14 protein-coding genes are annotated in these 16,820 nt (G+C 39.4%); 9 read left to right on the forward strand and 5 right to left on the reverse strand.

The window, feature by feature from the left end; all coding sequences use genetic code 11:
* Positions 1-64: 64 nt before the first annotated feature.
* Positions 65-970 carry a DMT family transporter gene (locus F959_RS03215; RefSeq protein ID WP_004877508.1) on the reverse strand — a complete coding sequence of 302 codons (906 nt, stop codon included), beginning with the start codon at positions 968-970 and terminating at the stop codon, positions 65-67.
* Positions 971-1,148: 178 nt separating this feature from the next.
* Here F959_RS03215 and F959_RS03220 point away from each other — a divergent pair, with 178 nt between their 5' ends.
* From F959_RS03220 to F959_RS03230, 3 genes are all read left to right on the forward strand, one after another.
* Positions 1,149-2,009 (forward strand): helix-turn-helix domain-containing protein, encoded by an 861-nt coding sequence (locus F959_RS03220; RefSeq protein WP_004877510.1) that lies wholly within the window; start codon positions 1,149-1,151, stop codon positions 2,007-2,009.
* A gap of 154 nt (positions 2,010-2,163) precedes the next feature.
* Positions 2,164-3,687, forward strand: coding sequence for a fumarate hydratase (locus tag F959_RS03225; protein ID WP_004877511.1), 1,524 nt, complete (start codon positions 2,164-2,166; stop codon positions 3,685-3,687).
* A gap of 102 nt (positions 3,688-3,789) precedes the next feature.
* Positions 3,790-4,332, forward strand: coding sequence for a DUF2059 domain-containing protein (locus F959_RS03230; protein WP_004877514.1), 543 nt, complete (start codon positions 3,790-3,792; stop codon positions 4,330-4,332).
* Between the two features lie 21 nt (positions 4,333-4,353).
* Here F959_RS03230 and F959_RS03235 read toward each other — a convergent pair whose 3' ends face one another.
* From F959_RS03235 to tig, 4 genes are all read right to left on the reverse strand, one after another.
* Positions 4,354-5,070, reverse strand: a complete 717-nt coding sequence (locus tag F959_RS03235; RefSeq protein ID WP_004877515.1) for a DUF2846 domain-containing protein — start codon at positions 5,068-5,070, stop codon at positions 4,354-4,356.
* Between the two features lie 150 nt (positions 5,071-5,220).
* Complete coding sequence (gene clpX, locus F959_RS03240) at positions 5,221-6,531, reverse strand: ATP-dependent Clp protease ATP-binding subunit ClpX (protein WP_004877517.1); 1,311 nt, start codon at positions 6,529-6,531, stop codon at positions 5,221-5,223.
* Positions 6,532-6,572: 41 nt separating this feature from the next.
* Positions 6,573-7,178, reverse strand: a complete 606-nt coding sequence (gene clpP, locus F959_RS03245) for an ATP-dependent Clp endopeptidase proteolytic subunit ClpP (protein WP_004877521.1) — start codon at positions 7,176-7,178, stop codon at positions 6,573-6,575.
* A gap of 197 nt (positions 7,179-7,375) precedes the next feature.
* The gene (gene tig / locus F959_RS03250; protein ID WP_004877523.1) at positions 7,376-8,707 is read right to left on the reverse strand and encodes a trigger factor; all 1,332 of its coding nucleotides are present in this window, start codon (positions 8,705-8,707) and stop codon (positions 7,376-7,378) included.
* 383 nt (positions 8,708-9,090) lie between these two features.
* Between tig and F959_RS03255 the strand changes: the two genes are divergently transcribed.
* The 6 genes from F959_RS03255 (at position 9,091) to F959_RS03280 (ending at position 16,742) form a co-directional block, all read left to right on the forward strand.
* A complete protein-coding gene (locus F959_RS03255; protein WP_004877526.1) occupies positions 9,091-11,349 on the forward strand; it encodes a TonB-dependent receptor in 2,259 nt (752 codons plus the stop codon).
* A 103-nt stretch (positions 11,350-11,452) separates the two neighbouring features.
* Positions 11,453-12,136: a Fe2+-dependent dioxygenase gene (locus tag F959_RS03260; protein WP_004877527.1), complete on the forward strand. Its 684-nt coding sequence runs from the start codon at positions 11,453-11,455 to the stop codon at positions 12,134-12,136.
* A 444-nt stretch (positions 12,137-12,580) separates the two neighbouring features.
* Positions 12,581-14,278 carry a 2-isopropylmalate synthase gene (gene leuA, locus F959_RS03265; RefSeq protein ID WP_004877530.1) on the forward strand — a complete coding sequence of 566 codons (1,698 nt, stop codon included), beginning with the start codon at positions 12,581-12,583 and terminating at the stop codon, positions 14,276-14,278.
* Between the two features lie 126 nt (positions 14,279-14,404).
* Positions 14,405-15,565, forward strand: coding sequence for a homoserine O-succinyltransferase MetX (metX, locus tag F959_RS03270; protein WP_004877531.1), 1,161 nt, complete (start codon positions 14,405-14,407; stop codon positions 15,563-15,565).
* Entirely contained in the window at positions 15,565-16,158 is a 594-nt protein-coding gene (gene metW / locus F959_RS03275; protein WP_004877532.1) for a methionine biosynthesis protein MetW, read from the forward strand. The genes metX and metW overlap by 1 nt, the downstream gene beginning before the upstream one ends.
* Positions 16,155-16,742, forward strand: a complete 588-nt coding sequence (locus tag F959_RS03280; protein WP_004877533.1) for a tetratricopeptide repeat protein — start codon at positions 16,155-16,157, stop codon at positions 16,740-16,742. The genes metW and F959_RS03280 overlap by 4 nt, the downstream gene beginning before the upstream one ends.
* Positions 16,743-16,820 lie beyond the last annotated feature (78 nt).

Below are 16,820 nucleotides of genomic sequence, written 5' to 3' on the forward strand. Positions count from 1 at the left end.
TGACAATCAAAGATCATCTATTTGATACATTTAAATAGATGGTCTTTTCACATCATCGTATTTCTCACACTTCCTTTGACATTCTGAATGACTTCAACTGCGGTCCTTTTACAAAGAAAATTGCGTTACCGCATAAAATCAGAATTACCCCGATCACGGCATTGATCTGCCATTGATAACCTTCCCAAATTGTAGAAATGAGCAATGCTACGAGTGGAAATAGTAAAGTACTATACGCAGCCTTGCCTGCCCCAATTCGCCCTACCAAATAAAAATAAGCAGTAAAGCCAATCACTGAACCAAAAATTGCTAAATACAATAATGCACTCACAGAACTCACAGGCATACTTGGGAAAAAATCATCCTGCTTTAACAACGAAATGAATGCCATTAACATAGAACCATAAAACATGGCAAAAGCATTGGTTGTGAAAATATCTAGTCCATGTTTTTGGTGACGTGAGCTGATCATATTTCCTAATGAAAATCCGTAGGTTCCGACTATACAAAGCCCGATACCCATCAGCGTATGACTATTTAAGGTTGTCCCAACCACGTCATGCCAAAACAAAGCCACAATTCCAAACAATCCCAACAACGCCGCAGGATAAAATCGTGTAGAAATTTGCTGAGAGAAAAAGAGTTTTGCATTAATAGTATTAAAAATAACAGCCATTGAAAAAATGACAGCCTCTAGACCGCTACTGATATATTGCACCGCATAATAAAAACAGACAAAGTTAAAACCAAAAATGCAACTCGCTTGCAACATACAAAACAGATGATCTTTAGCCGTCAATTTCTGTAATTTTCGAGTCAAGCAAATAAAAACAAATAACACCAATGCGGATATAAAAAAACGCCAAAATACAGCTACATTTGCTGCTATGCCACTTTGTTGCTGTACCGTAATTGCAATCCATGTCGTTCCCCAGATCACCACAACCAAGGCATATAACAACGCATTCATTTCTAAAACCAAACTCAATCATAGAGATCACTATTTTGTCTAACTTCTCTCTTTTTATGCTTGCATGATCTTGTGGTGATTATCATCAAATTGCGATTTTCTTTATCCGCTTTCGTATTGGTGACAATATCAATAGAAAGTCCTACACTAATCACGATACTTGCGCAGTGTGTAGAAGATGAAATATCAGATTCTAGATCAATTACAACAATATAAGGCCCAGTTGCTCGACTCAGTAGAACTGGGTTCGGGTATGCAACTCGCGATGTGGCAAAATAACCAAGATCGTGTCAGCGTTTGCAGTAATCATCACACCTTAAGCATGTATATTCAGGGCGGCTATCAAAGCTATCAAAAGACTGAGCATGGTTGGCACAATGGCGGTGGACCAGATCGTATGTGTCTGATGCCGCAAGATTTCGAGTCGACATGGGATCTCAGAGATCCGCTTACTTTTGTGCATCTTTACTATACAGAACAACACCTAAGACGGATTGCCGAGCAAGTTTGGGATAGAGAACCCAGCCAAATCGTCCTAAATCCACAGATTTTTGTGGCTGACCCGCAAATTTCTACGCTTTATCGACATTTTTTACTCAATGGTGCTTGGCAAAATCGTGAAAATCATTTGCAAATGAGTACCGCAACAACGCTATTACTCAATCACTTAATTAAAAATTATAGCCATACACAATGGACGACACCTGAAGTTAAAGGTGGATTATCACCCTATGTATTAAAGCAATTATTAGAATGGATTGATCAACACTTACACCTAAGCTTGACTTTATCTGATCTCGCTCAACAAACAGCATTGAGTGAATATCATTTTGCACATATGTTTAAACAGTCAATGAAAATGCCACCTCATCAATATGTCATGCAACGTCGACTAGAATTGGCACATCAAGCATTAGAACTGACCCACGAAAATCTGACGGATATCTCGACTCAATATGGATTTAGTTCGAGTAGTCATTTTAGTCATCGTTTTAAAAAGCATTTTGGCTACTCTCCATCGCAAATGAGAAAGAAATGATTTTCCTCTTCAATCATTTGAGTAAATGCTCATAAAAGCTATTTATCGTTCCTCTTAGACCTTTTGCCAAATACTCGGTAAAACTCCCACAATGAACGCTTTTTATCATATAATTTAGCCCGCCAGCTATTAGCCCGCTCAAGAGAATTTTGATATGACAACGATCATCAAACAAGATGACTTGATTACATCAATCAAGGATGCCCTCCAGTTTATTTCTTACTATCACCCACAAGACTTCATCCAAGCGATGAGCCGTGCTTATGATCGTGAAGAAAACAAAGCTGCAAAAGATGCAATTGCACAAATCCTCATCAACTCACGTATGTGCGCTGAAGGCCATCGACCAATCTGTCAAGATACAGGTATTGTCAACGTTTTCCTTGAAGTTGGCTTAGACGTTAAATTTGATTTAACCATGAGCTTAGACGATGCAGTAAACGAAGGCGTACGCCAAGGTTACTTAGAAAACTCAAACGTATTGCGTGCTTCTGTTCTTGCTGATCCAGCTTTTGGTCGTAAAAATACCAAAGACAATACCCCTGCTGTCATCCACTACAAACTCGTACCAGGTAATAAAGTTGATATTACCGTGGCTGCTAAAGGTGGCGGCTCAGAAAATAAATCTAAACTTGCAATGTTGAACCCATCAGACTCAATCGTAGATTGGGTACTTAAAACTGTTCCAACAATGGGCGCAGGCTGGTGTCCACCAGGTATGCTCGGTATCGGGATTGGTGGTACTGCTGAAAAAGCCATGATGCTTGCAAAAGAAGCATTGATGGAAGAAATCAACATGGACGAATTACTTCGTCATGGCCCTCAAAACAAAATGGAAGAACTCCGTATTGAGATCTTCGAAAAAGTGAATGCGTTGGGTATTGGTGCACAAGGTCTTGGTGGTTTAACTACAGTACTAGATATTAAAATCAAGGATTACCCATGCCATGCGGCAGGTAAGCCTGTTGGTATGATTCCAAACTGTGCTGCGACTCGTCATGCACACTTCCAATTAGATGGTACAGGTGTTGCACACATTCAAGCACCTAAACTTGAAGACTACCCTGCTGTAACTTGGGACTCTTCTCAATCTAAGCGTGTGAATCTCGACATGATCACTCAAGAAGAAATGAACTCTTGGAAACCAGGTGATACATTACTTCTTAACGGTACCATTTATACAGGTCGTGATGCTGCACATAAGCGTATGGTTGACATGTTAAATAATGGTGAAGAACTTCCAGTCGACTTAAAAGGTAAATTCATTTACTACGTGGGTCCAGTGGATCCAGTTGGTGATGAAGTGGTTGGTCCTGCTGGCCCAACAACGGCAACCCGTATGGATAAGTTCACTCGTCAAGTGTTAGAAGCTACTGGCTTATTTGGTATGATTGGTAAAGCAGATCGTGGCCCTACTGCGATTGAAGCGATCAAAGACAACCAAGCAACTTACCTTATGGCCGTTGGTGGTGCAGCTTACCTCGTATCAAAAGCGGTACGTGAAGCAGAAGTTGTTGCATTTGCTGATTTAGGTATGGAAGCAATCTACAAATTTGTGGTTGAAGATATGCCTGTTTCTGTTGCTGTAGACGTAAATGGTACTTCAATCCATGCGACTGCACCGAAAATCTGGCAAGCAAAGATTGGTAAAATTCCAGTCGTTGATGCTGCTCAATAATTCCTTTATCAGAAAAATAGCCGAATCCATTGATTCGGCTATTTTTTTGTCTAAAGTTTCTGTTACATTACAAAAAGATAATATGAGTATAGGGATAGAGATATGCGTAAGCGTTTACCCATCTTTATGATTGGGTTTTGTCTAATAATCAACATGCAGAATACTTTTGCTAGCCCTGCTCAATTGAAATCAGTTAAAGAACTGATCACACTTAGTGATCTTGAAAATGTTTTAAATGCCTCATTAGAGGAAATGCAGCCAGCATTAGACAAACAAGCCGAGAACATTTTATTAAATATTTTGGGTAAGAATGAATTAACCACCACACAAGAACATTTAGCCGTTTTAGAGCTAAGTCAGCTACTGAAGCAAACTAGCTCTAGAGTTTTTGCCCGTCCTGAAACTCTACAAAATATTGAAAAAATCTATGCCGAGGCTTTGACGGAAGAAGAAATACAAGCCTATCTCAAATTTTTGAAAACGCCTGAAGGTAAATCAATTAATAAGAAAAATCTGAAAATCAGCACCGATGTTTTTCAATATATGAATAGTTTGAGTGAGCAGACATTAAATGATCCAGAACAAAACGCCGAACTGAAAGAGCAGTTTTTAACGATCATCAAACCACTCATTCAAATCAACTGATAATTATTCTTGATGTTGGTTTTACCAAGTTAAAGGGTTCCATAACTTAAATGGTTTGACCAAATGTACTTCTGATTTTTCGTCGTACTTCGCAGGCTTTAACTCTTGCGGCTTGCTACGAATTTTCCCAGAAGCATCCTGTGCAACAAAGTTATAGCTAGATGATTTTAATCGAGTAAATGCTATTTCTTGGCGTGCGACTTTATCTGGCATAATCATAAATGGACCAGTATGCTCACTTCTAGAAATCTTATTTTCTTCATCGTATTTAATAAAATATGTTTGTGCCGCATCCACAGTAAAATCGACATATTTCGGCTTTTGGAAATGTAAACCAGCCAAAGGACGACTCACGCTTAAACGATATGTACCTGCTGGTAGTTCCAACCAATAATAGTGATTATGCAACAAGCTTGGGATACGATGTCCATTAATAAATAAATTCGCAGCTGCAATTTCCTGACGATTCCAACGCGTGTCTGGTCGGTATAAATAGACGACAGCAGCTTGTTCATTTTGCGGTTTGATGGGTTCGAAGTATTGACCTAATTTTTGATTGACCCAACCACCGACAGAGAAACCACCGACATGATATTGATCAAATAAACCTGGCTCTTTTTCTGTATCTATAGATGGAAGTGTCGCAGTCAATACAGTTGGATCATTTTCCACTGCCTTATGACTTTGGCAGCCAGCCAACACCCCTGCACAACATAATGACAATATTAAATAACGCATGACATCCCTCAAGGCGTTTTTTGAATTTATTTTTAACAGCGCAAAACTATGCGGATTTTTTCAATTTTAAGATTAACACCTCAACGCCTAATTGCAAATAAAAAAAGCATGAAAAGCCAAGCCTTTCATGCTTTTTTAGATGAATGTGAATTAAGCTGACTTAGAGTCAACTACTTTCAAATCCGTTTTTTCAACCAATTCTGGCGTACCTGTTTGTGGTAAACGTTCAGCTTTGAAAGTAGGTTTTGCTGTACCATTAATCACAGCTTCATCCACAATCACAGTACCTACGTCTGTACGACTAGGTAAATCATACATGGTTTCAAGCAATACATTTTCTAGAATTGAACGCAAGCCACGCGCACCTGTATTACGCTCAAGCGCTTTCTTCGCCACTGCTCGCAATGCGGAATCATCAAATACCAAGTCAACATCTTCCATACTGAATAAGTATTGATATTGACGAGTTAATGCATTTTTAGGCTCAGTTAGAATCTGCATCAAAGCTTCTTCATCTAACTCTTCTAAGGTTGCAATCACAGGTAAACGACCAATAAATTCAGGAATTAAACCGAATTTAACGAGATCCGTCGCTTCAACTTGACGGAATAATTCAGAGACTTTTTTGCTGTCATCTTTATTCTTCACATCAGCAGTAAAACCGATTCCGCCTTTTTCCTGACGTTGCTGTACGATTTTTTCCAAACCAGAGAATGCACCACCACAAATAAATAGGATATTCGCAGTATCAATTTGGATAAATTCCTGCTGTGGATGCTTACGACCACCTTGTGGTGGGATAGAAGCAACCGTACCTTCAATCATTTTCAATAATGCTTGTTGTACACCTTCGCCAGACACATCACGAGTAATCGATGGATTTTCAGATTTACGAGTAATCTTGTCGATCTCATCAATATAGATAATGCCCTTCTGCGCTTTTTCTACATCATAATCTGCTTTTTGCAGTAGCTTTTGCACGATGTTTTCTACATCTTCACCGACATAACCCGCTTCAGTAAGTGTCGTTGCATCCGCCATAGCAAAAGGCACATCGAGTAAACGAGCAAGCGTTTGTGCAAGCAATGTCTTACCTGAACCTGTTGGTCCAATCAGCAAAATATTACTCTTGGCAATCTCAATTTCTGGATTACCATGCTGAGATTGACCAACCTTCAAACGTTTGTAGTGGTTATAAACCGCAACTGACAATGTTTTTTTAGCAACATCTTGTCCGATGACATATTGATCTAACGCTGCACGAATTTCGTGTGGTTTAGGCAATGGTTTTGTCGCCCAATCACCTGCTTCCACTTGTTGACTTGTTTGCACTAAATCCAAGCAGACATCCACACACTCATTACAAATATATGCGTCCTCACCTGCAATCAATTTTCCAACTTCAGATTGCGTCTTACCACAAAATGAACAATGTTTTTGTCCTTGAGGATGTTCGGACATATTTACTCCACCACTTAAATCTTAAACTTAGTTTTTAAAAATCAAGGACGCTTACTAAGCACTTGATCAACCAAACCATATTCTTTTGCTGCTTGCGCAGTCATGAAGTTGTCACGATCTGTATCACGAGCAACCGTTTCATAGTCTTGACCACTATGTTCAGCCATTAAGCGATTTAAACGCTCTTTGATAAATAAAATTTCACGAGCATGAATTTCAATATCAGAAGCTTGACCACGGAAGCCGCCTAAAGGTTGGTGAATCATGACACGTGCATTTTCAAGACAGTAACGTTTGCCTTTTGCACCAGCATTTAATAGGAAAGCGCCCATAGAAGCAGCTTGTCCCATACAATAAGTCACGACATCAGGTTTAATAAACTGCATCGTATCGTAAATCGCCATACCCGCAGTCACCGAACCGCCCGGTGAGTTAATATAAAGATGAATGTCTTTTTCTGGATTTTCAGCTTCTAAAAATAACATCTGAGCAACGATGAGATTTGCCATGTTATCTTCTACTTCACCCGTTAAGAAAATAACGCGCTCACGTAACAAACGTGAATAAATGTCAAATGAACGCTCACCACGAGATGACTGTTCAACGACAACAGGAACTAAAGCATTTTCAATTGTTGGAACATACATACGTTTATTTATTCCTAAATTATTGTGACTCGGTCTATGCCAACAATATGAGGGATAATCGACGAAATTGCAAAAGGTTCAATCTGAAATATTCGATTATTTAGACTAAAAGCTGGCAATTTCATTAGAAATTAACACTTTCATAACACGGATAAAAAAAGGCGCAATAAGCGCCTTTCTTTTAAACTTTTGAAAGCTTAGCCACGACGTGCTTGTTGCTCTTTCAATAAGTCTTCATAGCTTACAGCGACATCACTTACTTTAGCCGCAGCTAAAATGTGATCTACAACTTGGTCTTCTAAAACAACTGCTTCGATTTGAGCACGTTGTTGTTTATCATTTTTGAAGTATTCAACAACTTCTGTTGGATCTTCATAAGAAGAAGCCATGTCATCGATGTAAGCATCAACACGTGATTGGTCAACTTCAAGTTTAGCATCAGCCAATACTTTGCTAACCAATACACCAAGCTTAACTGATTTTTCAGCTTGTTCTTTGAACAACTCATCAGGAAGCATGCTGCTATCAAACGCACCAGCGCCTTGAGCACCAAACTGTTGAGTGAACTGTTGGATCATTTGTTGACGTTGACGGTCAATTTCTTGAGCAACCATAGAAGCTGGAACTTCGATTTCATTTGCAGCAACAAGTGCATCAAATGCAGCTTGTTTAACTTGGTTACGAAGACCGTTACGAACTTCACGTTCCATGTTTTTACGAACGTCAGCTTTTAACTTATCTAAGCCTTCTTCTTCAGTTAAACCAAAGATTTTCAAGAATTCAGCATCAATCTCAGGAAGTTTTTGTTTTTCAACAAGCTTCACAGTGATTTTGAATTGAGCTGCTTTACCCGCTAAGTTTTCAGCTTGGTAGTCTTCAGGGAAAGTAACATCAATCACTTTCTCTTCGCCTTTCTTCATGCCGATGATACCGTCTTCAAAGCCTGGAATCATACGACCAGAACCAAGAACTAGTTTAAAGTCTTCAGCAGTACCGCCTTCAAACTTCTCACCATCAACAGTACCTTCAAAATCGAAAGTCACTTGCATGTCTTTTTTCGCCATGCCTTTGGTTTCAGTCCAAGAAGCACGTTGTTTTTGCAAGTTTTCAATCATTACATCAACATCTGCATCGTTGATTTCTGATGATTTACGCTCAACTTCTAAATCAGCAAAAGCTTTCACTTCTACTTCAGGATAAACTTCAACAGTCGCTTCAAAAACTAAAGCATCATCTTTGTTTTCAACTTTCTCAATGTTCGGCATACCGACCGCATTGATTTTTTCTTGTTGAATCGCTTCGAATACTGTGTCACGAATGATGTCATTCACAACTTCTTGATAAATGCTCGCACCATATTCACGGCGAACAACATTTAAAGGCACTTTACCTGGACGGAAGCCGTTGATCTTCACAGTTTTAGCAGTGCGTTTTAAGCGAGCTTCAAATTGCTCGTTAACACGGCTCGTCGGTACAGAAACATTTAAACGACGGGCAACGCCCGAAACCGCTTCAGTCGTTACTTGCATGGCTTCCTCGATATATAGTTAGTAGTAACAATTTTAAAAGTGCCACATTATATGACAACTTTGCTGATATACAAAATTAGTCAGGCATTCTAGCAGCAAAAGTGAATCCGAGCATCTCTACCAACTCGCCTCTTTTAATTATTTTCAGTGATTATTCTAAATAGGTGAAAATTGCATATACCCAAGGTTAATTACTCCATCATAAAAAACGCTCATATTTTAAACAATCAAAACCCACAAGAACTTACACTTTATTACACTATTCTATTTCTTTTTCCAAAGTTATATGATCTTAAGATCGTTAAAACCAATCTCAAAGAATTGCATATAAAAATAAGAATAATTATTATTTGCATGAATTTTAAGGTTTACATGGATACGATATGTCTTCTTTTATCAGAACACGTAAGAAATTTGTTTCTTCTGCAATTGCATCTTCTCTCTCAATGATCGCAACAACAGCGATTGCTCAAGATCAAAGCCAAGTGGTTCAGCTTCCAACGATCCATGCAGAAGCAACTGTTGATGAATTAAAAGTCGACAAATCTGCAAATGCAAAATATGTGGCTCCGTTAAAAGATACACCAAAGACTGTTTCTATTCTTTCTCAAAAACTTTTAAAAGAAACCAACTCAAATACATTATTAGAAGCATTACGTAATGAGCCTGGTATTACTTTAGGCGCAGGTGAAGGCGGTACACCTTATACAGATATCCCATATATTCGTGGTTACAATGGGCAAAGCGCAATCTATGTAGATGGTGTGCGTAACTCAACGACTCAAAATCGTGACATGTTCGCAATCGACCAAGTAGAAATCACTAAAGGTTCAAGCTCTGCACTTACTGGTGGTAGCGGTGTAGGTGGTAGCATTAACTTGATCCCTAAAGTTGCTCACGAAGGTGATGAGTACCAAGGTACTGTTGCTGGCGGTACTGATAACTATAAACACATCGTACTTGATGCAAATAAAGACTTTGGCAACGGTATCGCTGGTCGTGTCATTGCGATGGGTCATGAGAATGAAAAACCGGGCCAACATAACGGTGCTGAATATGCACGTGTTGGATTAGCACCAAGTATTGCATTTGGTTTAGGTAGTGAAAATCGTGCAACGCTGAGCTACTACTTCTTGAAAAGCAATGATGAACCAGATTCTGGCGTTCCATTTAATAACCCAAATAATCCACCTGCTGGAACGGATAAAGCTGATGGTCGTCCAGTTAATGTTAAACAAGGTACATATTACGGTTGGAAAGATCGCGACTTTGATAAACGTGAAAATCACATCGGTACTTTAAAATTAGAACATGATTTTAATGATGATCTAACTGTAACGAATACAACAACGTATAGCCGTTCAAAAGCAGATTATATCTTTACAAATCCAGATGACTCAAAAGGTAACATCTATAATGGTAAAGTTTATCGTCGTGCCACTCAGTCAATTCGTGACACAGAAGCATTTACCGATCAGTTGTCTTTAGCGGGTAAGTTAAACACGGGTGCAATTGCACATAGCTTTAATGTTGGTGCAGAGTACAATCGTGAAAAAACCAATCGCGGTAACTACGATATGACTTATCCAGGTTACACAGGTTCAACGACTGCTGGATTCAACGCTAACTGTGCAAACAATGATGGTTGGTGTACAGATCTAAACACCCCTAGCGCAAATGATCCGTGGTTAGGCACACTCAATCCAAATAAGAAACAAACCACCTTAACCAATGAAACTGTTTCTATTTATGCATTAGATAGTATTGAGTTCAACAAGTACTGGTTACTCAACCTCGGCGTACGTTGGGATCAGTTTGATACTAACTTAAAATACAATAAAGATGTAACAAGTCGTGGTGTAACAACCACAGCTGGAACTGAGTATTCAAACGACACGGATTACTTCTCTTATCAAGCAGGTGTTGTGTTCCGTCCAACCGAAAATGGCAGTATTTACGCAAGCTATGCAACTGCTGCTAACCCTGTTGGGATTGACCCAGACATCGATGGACTATCAGTTTCAACTCAAGATTTAGAGCCTGAAAAAGCACGCACCTATGAAATCGGTACAAAATGGAGCCTTTGGGACAACCGTGCAAATGCAACGGCTGCTATTTTCCGTACTGAGAAGCAAAATACTCGTGTTTCAATTGATGCAAACACAACAGCAAATGTTGGTGAGAGTAAAGTTGATGGCTTCGAACTTGGTTTAACAGGTCATATTACAGATAAATGGGAAATAGCTATTGGTTATAGTTATTTAGATAGTGAATTAACTAAAGCTGCATACAATGCTATTGCTCAGGAAGGCAAACCATTGCCTTTCGTAGCAAAACAAAGTGCTAGCTTGTGGAGCACATACCAAGTTTTACCAAAACTAACTTTAGGTGCTGGTGCACAATATCGTGATCAGGTATATGCAAATACAAACCCAAACACAGCAACAACATCGACAAAAATCCTGCCTACATTTACGATCTATAATGCGATGGCAAAGTATGATGTAAATGATAATGTAAACTTACAGTTAAACATCAACAACATCTCAAATAAGCGTTATTTCACGAGTGCACACGCAGCACATTACGCAAATGAAGGTGATGGTCGTAACGCTGTACTTGCTGTTAACTTTAAATACTAAGACTAAATCCCATAAGTTTATTATGGAATTTATCTAAGTTAATATAAAATAGCCTCTACAAAGAGGCTATTTTTATCACTATCTATTCAAAAGGATATGTTCTGTGATTCATCACATTCCTAATGTATTAAGCAAAGAACAAGTTGCAGAATTCCGTAAAGTGATGGAAACAGCAAATTGGGTTGGTGGAAAAGTAACAGCAGGCACACTCTCGGCAGCTGTTAAAAAAAATCAGCAGCTTTCAGAACAAGATCCTCTCACTCATCATTTAAGTGAGATCGTGATGCAAGCCATTTGGAAACATCCAACGTTCCAAGCCGCGGCTCTACCACGACAGATTATTCCACCACTATTTAATCGCTATGATGAACACGAGACCTTTGGTTTTCATGTCGATAACTCCATTCGTTTGATTCGTGGTACGAGTCAACAAATTCGAACAGATTTATCTTGCACACTTTTCTTGAGTGAACCAGAAGAATATGACGGCGGCGATTTAGTGATTGAGGATACTTATGGTTATCATGAAGTAAAACTTCCTGCAGGTGATGTCGTACTCTATCCTTCTACTAGTTTGCACGAAGTCAGTAGCATCACGCGTGGCACTCGCTTTGCTTCATTTTTTTGGGTACAGAGCCTTATTCGCGAAGATCAAAAACGTCATATGCTGTTTAATTTAGATGAAAGCATCCGCCAGCTCCGCAAAGATCACGGCGATGACTATTCAGAAGTGATGAAGCTCACCAATCTCTATCACAACCTCATTCGTATGTGGTCGGAACTATAAAGTTTCAGCATTAAGAAATAATTTATTTTTCCGATTTTTATAGAAATTATGGGAAATTTTTCTCATAATTTTTGAAATACTGCAAAAAATAGAAAAACATTTCCCACTTGTTCAAATTAAAATGTTTTATAGACCTTTGCAGTCGCTTGTGTTTTCACCTAGACTGGTTTTTACTAGATGATGAATATAACTGCAAAACCCAATCACTGATTTGAATGGTAGAAGATGAAAACAACCCACGGTGTCACCCATCCGTCTAACAATACAAAACATCTCACTGCTCTCCTGATGCTGCGCCTCGCGCGCGTATAAATTTTTTGCCTATTTTTTCAGGCACTCGATCCCCATATTTTCTTTAAATTGATTCTTATAGACCCCATATATATTTGTAGTACGTTGCATTTAATTTGACTCAGCAACCATGCTACAACAAGGAGTTATCTCATGATGTTGGCTGACCCAAGCAAAAAATACCGCCGTATGTATCAACGAGTGGATTTACCAGATCGTCAATGGCCAAACAACGAAATTAACCAAGCGCCGATTTGGATGAGTACCGACCTTCGTGACGGTAACCAAGCGATTTTTGAACCAATGAATATGGATCAAAAGTTGAAAATGTTCAAAATGTTGGTGAAAATCGGCTTTAAACATATTGAAATCGGCTTCCCTTCTGCTTCACAAATCGACTTCGACTTTACTCGTATGTTGATTGAAGAAGATTTGATTCCTGAAGATGTATACATCGAAGTATTGGTTCAAGCACGTGATCATTTAATTGCACGTACATTTGAAGCTTTAGTTGGTGCGAAACGTGCGATCGTCCATATTTATAATTCGAACTCCCCGACTTTCCGTAAGAAAGTGTTGAATGTCGATGCAAATGGTTCAAAACAACTTGCAATCAATGCCGCGACAAAAGTAAAAGAGTATGCAGCCGAATATCCAGCAACGGATTGGATTTTCCAGTACAGCCCTGAATGTTTCTCTGCAACTGAATTAGAAGTCGCAAAAGATGTCTGTGATGCTGTAACTGAAATTTGGGAAGCATCTCCTACCAACAAAGTCATTTTAAACTTGCCTGCAACAGTCGAAGTTTCAACACCAAATGTCTATGCCGATCAAATCGAATGGATGCACCGTAATTTAGCACGTCGTGATGGGGTGATTATCTCAGTTCACTGTCACAATGACCGTGGTTGCGGTATTGCAGCATCTGAGTTGGCAATTATGGCAGGTGCTGACCGTGTTGAAGGTTGTGTGTTTGGTAATGGTGAACGTACAGGTAACGTTGATGTTGCCGCGATTGCCTTGAATATGTACACCCAAGGTGTTGCGCCAGAATTAGACTTCTCAAATATCAATGAAATCATTGCAACTGTTGAAGAATGTACTGGTTTGCCTGTACACCCTCGTCATCCATATGCAGGTGATTTAGTCTTTACTGCATTCTCTGGTTCTCACCAAGATGCGATTAAAAAAGGCTTTGAATTCCAGAAAGATGAAGACATTTGGGATATGCCATATTTACCAATCGATCCTAAAGACTTAGGTCGTGATTATGATGCGGTGATTCGTGTGAATAGCCAATCTGGTAAAGGTGGTATTGCCTACTTATTAGAGTCAAATTACAACGTTGCATTGCCACGTCGTGTACAAATTGAGTTCAGTCAGATCGTACAACAACATACTGATGAAAATGGCACTGAGATCAGCGCAACTGAAATTTGGACTTTATTCCAAAACACTTATGTTGATATCAAAAACCGTCATTATCAAATGAAGCATTATCAATTGTCAGATATCAATGGCACACAAATCATTGAATTAGACATTGAAATTGAAGGTGAGGTTCAACGCTTACGTGGCGAAGGTAATGGCCCAATTTCAGCGATGTTGAATGCATTACAACTCCCAATTGATGTTGTGAACTATGAAGAACGTAGCATCAGTTCAGGTGCAAATGCGAAAGCGCTTGCCTTAATTGAGCTTCAAGTGAAAGGTGCTGGTAAGAGCGCATTTGGTGCAGGTGTTCACGACAACATTGTTACTTCATCAATTGAAGCAATTATCGCATGTACTAACCGCTTGATCGAGCAAGGCGTGTTGACAACTGAACAAGTGGTTGCAGCAGCCGTGTAAATTTGTGAAATTTCACATAATGCTCAGTAAAGCTGAGTTGTAATATCAGAAAAAATGACTTTTGAAAGGATACCTGAATTGGTATCCTTTTATTATTAATGATTTAATATAGGGCGAATCATTCCAGTGTCTTTTCCATCGGATTCAGTGGGTTTAGTCACACCACAAAAGTTTCAGTTTGAACAACCTCTAGAACTCGAATGTGGGCGTATTCTCCCCCGTTTCGATTTGATGGTTGAAACCTATGGAACACTCAATGCAGATAAGTCAAATGCGATCTTAATTTGCCATGCATTATCAGGACATCACCACGCTGCTGGTTTTCATCATGAAGATGATAAAAAAGCAGGTTGGTGGGATAGTTGTATTGGCCCAGGAAAAGCAATCGATACCAATCATTTCTTTGTGGTTTCATTAAACAACATTGGTGGTTGTAGCGGTTCAACTGGCCCAACTTCGCCGAATCCAGAGAATGAAAATCGCCCTTATGGCCCAGACTTTCCGCTTGTCACAGTTCGCGACTGGGTAAAAACTCAAGCAATGCTATCAGATCGTCTAGGGATTGAGATTTGGTATGCAGTTATTGGTGGTTCATTGGGTGGCATGCAAGCATTGCAATGGTCTTTGGATTATCCAGATCGTTTAAAAAAATGTGCCATCATCGCAAGTGCACCAAAGCTTTCGGCACAAAATATTGCATTCAACGAAGTTGCACGCCAATCGATTCTTTCCGATCCTGATTTCCATCATGGTCGTTATTTGGAACATGATAGCTATCCAAAACGTGGCTTAATTTTAGCGCGTATGGTTGGGCACATTACCTATCTCTCCGAAGAAGCGATGAAGCAAAAATTTGGCCGTGATTTAAAATCAGGCAAATTTATGTACGGCTTTGATGTCGAATTCCAAGTAGAAAGTTACCTTCGTTACCAAGGCGAACAATTCAGCCGTAATTTCGATGCAAATACCTACTTGATTATGACCAAGGCATTGGACTACTTTGATCCATCTCGTGAATATGAGCACTCTTTGACGAAGGCTATGAGCCAACCTAAATGTAAGTTTTTGGTCATCTCATTTACCACGGATTGGCGTTTTAGCCCAAGCCGCTCACAAGAGTTAGTGGATGCATTGATTGATAATCACAAGCCTGTCAGCTACTTAGATATTGATGCTGAACAAGGTCATGACTCGTTCTTGTTCCCAATCCCACTTTATGTAAAAACACTACGAGCATTTTTAGGTGGAGAACAACAGTTGCAATCGGCACCGCAGGAGGTTCACTAATGCGTATAGATCAACGACTCGCTGAAAAATGGATTAATCCGAATTCGAGCGTACTCGATTTGGGTTGTGGTGATGGTGAATTACTGGCTCATATGAGTAAACAGCACAATATTCGTGCCTATGGTCTAGAAATTGATCAAGAAAAGATTGCAATTGCGATCAGTCGGGGGTTAAATATTATCCAACAGGACTTAAACTTAGGTTTAAGCCGCTTTGCCGACCAATCTTTTGATTCTGTGGTTATGGCACAAGCTTTGCAAGCTGTAGATGCACCAGATGTATTACTTCGTGATATGGTGCGTGTCGGCAAACAGGCCATTATTACCTTTCCAAACTTTGCGTATTGGAAAACACGCTCTTTTCTAGCATTAAAAGGGAAAATGCCTGTTTCGGAAGCTTTACCTTATATGTGGTATAACACCCCGAATATTCATTTATGTACTTTCCGTGACTTTGAAGCCTTATGCGCTGAGAATCGGATTAAAATTATTAATCGACTTGCCGTTAATGGTGACCAACAAGGTAGTATGCTGAGCAAGCATATGCCGAACCTATTTGGTGAAGTCGCAATTTATCGAGTGAGCGCTCTATGAAAAAGACATTAATCAGCACATTTTTATTTGGTCTGATCAGTATACAAGCGCATGCTGACTATGTGACTCAACCGCAATCGGTTGCAGCACAAGCAGCACGATACTCAGTAATGGGTATTGATGAGTTACAACGCGCATCAAAAGCTGGTCAGGCTGGGGCACAATTTTATTTAGCAACTCGTTACCAATACGGTAAGGATGTGGCTAAAGATGAGAAACAAGCTTTTTCTTTGTTTAAAGCAGCAGCAGATCAAGGTATCTCAGCAGCACAATTAAACGTAGGTCGCATGTATGCTGATGGTATTGGTGTCAAAAAAGATGAAGCTTTAGCACGTAAATACTTTGAGAAAGCAGCAAGTCATGGTGACAATCGTGCCAGCTTTAATCTTGCAATGATGGAAGAGCAAAAGAAAAACTACATGGGTGCTTATCAATGGTATGAGCTTTCTACTCGTGATGGCATGCTCGACACTAAAGTAATTAAACTTTCAGAAGGTAAGAAAACTGCTTTAGCTGCTAACTTAACGCAAGATCAAATCCGTACTGCACGTGACCGTGCTGACAAATGGATTCAAGCACAGTAATTAAATCTACAAAATGACCTTTAGCATATATCTTTTAGATACAATCTAAAGGTCATTTTTTTAATAGTATTCTAATAA

It is taken from the genome of Acinetobacter venetianus RAG-1 = CIP 110063, assembly GCF_000368585.1.
Classification (GTDB): Bacteria; Pseudomonadota; Gammaproteobacteria; order Pseudomonadales; family Moraxellaceae; genus Acinetobacter; species Acinetobacter venetianus.

Excerpts from the sequence above, each read along its gene's own strand:
- F959_RS03215 (WP_004877508.1), bottom strand. The coding sequence starts at position 970 with ATGAATGCGTTGTTATATGCCTTGGTTGTGGTGATCTGGGGAACGACA.
- F959_RS03220 (WP_004877510.1), top strand. The coding sequence starts at position 1,149 with ATGAAATATCAGATTCTAGATCAATTACAACAATATAAGGCCCAGTTG.
- F959_RS03225 (WP_004877511.1), top strand. The coding sequence starts at position 2,164 with ATGACAACGATCATCAAACAAGATGACTTGATTACATCAATCAAGGAT.
- F959_RS03230 (WP_004877514.1), top strand. The coding sequence starts at position 3,790 with ATGCGTAAGCGTTTACCCATCTTTATGATTGGGTTTTGTCTAATAATC.
- F959_RS03235 (WP_004877515.1), bottom strand. The coding sequence starts at position 5,070 with ATGCGTTATTTAATATTGTCATTATGTTGTGCAGGGGTGTTGGCTGGC.
- clpX (WP_004877517.1), bottom strand. The coding sequence starts at position 6,531 with ATGTCCGAACATCCTCAAGGACAAAAACATTGTTCATTTTGTGGTAAG.
- clpP (WP_004877521.1), bottom strand. The coding sequence starts at position 7,178 with ATGTATGTTCCAACAATTGAAAATGCTTTAGTTCCTGTTGTCGTTGAA.
- tig (WP_004877523.1), bottom strand. The coding sequence starts at position 8,707 with ATGCAAGTAACGACTGAAGCGGTTTCGGGCGTTGCCCGTCGTTTAAAT.
- F959_RS03255 (WP_004877526.1), top strand. The coding sequence starts at position 9,091 with ATGTCTTCTTTTATCAGAACACGTAAGAAATTTGTTTCTTCTGCAATT.
- leuA (WP_004877530.1), top strand. The coding sequence starts at position 12,581 with ATGATGTTGGCTGACCCAAGCAAAAAATACCGCCGTATGTATCAACGA.
- metW (WP_004877532.1), top strand. The coding sequence starts at position 15,565 with ATGCGTATAGATCAACGACTCGCTGAAAAATGGATTAATCCGAATTCG.
- F959_RS03280 (WP_004877533.1), top strand. The coding sequence starts at position 16,155 with ATGAAAAAGACATTAATCAGCACATTTTTATTTGGTCTGATCAGTATA.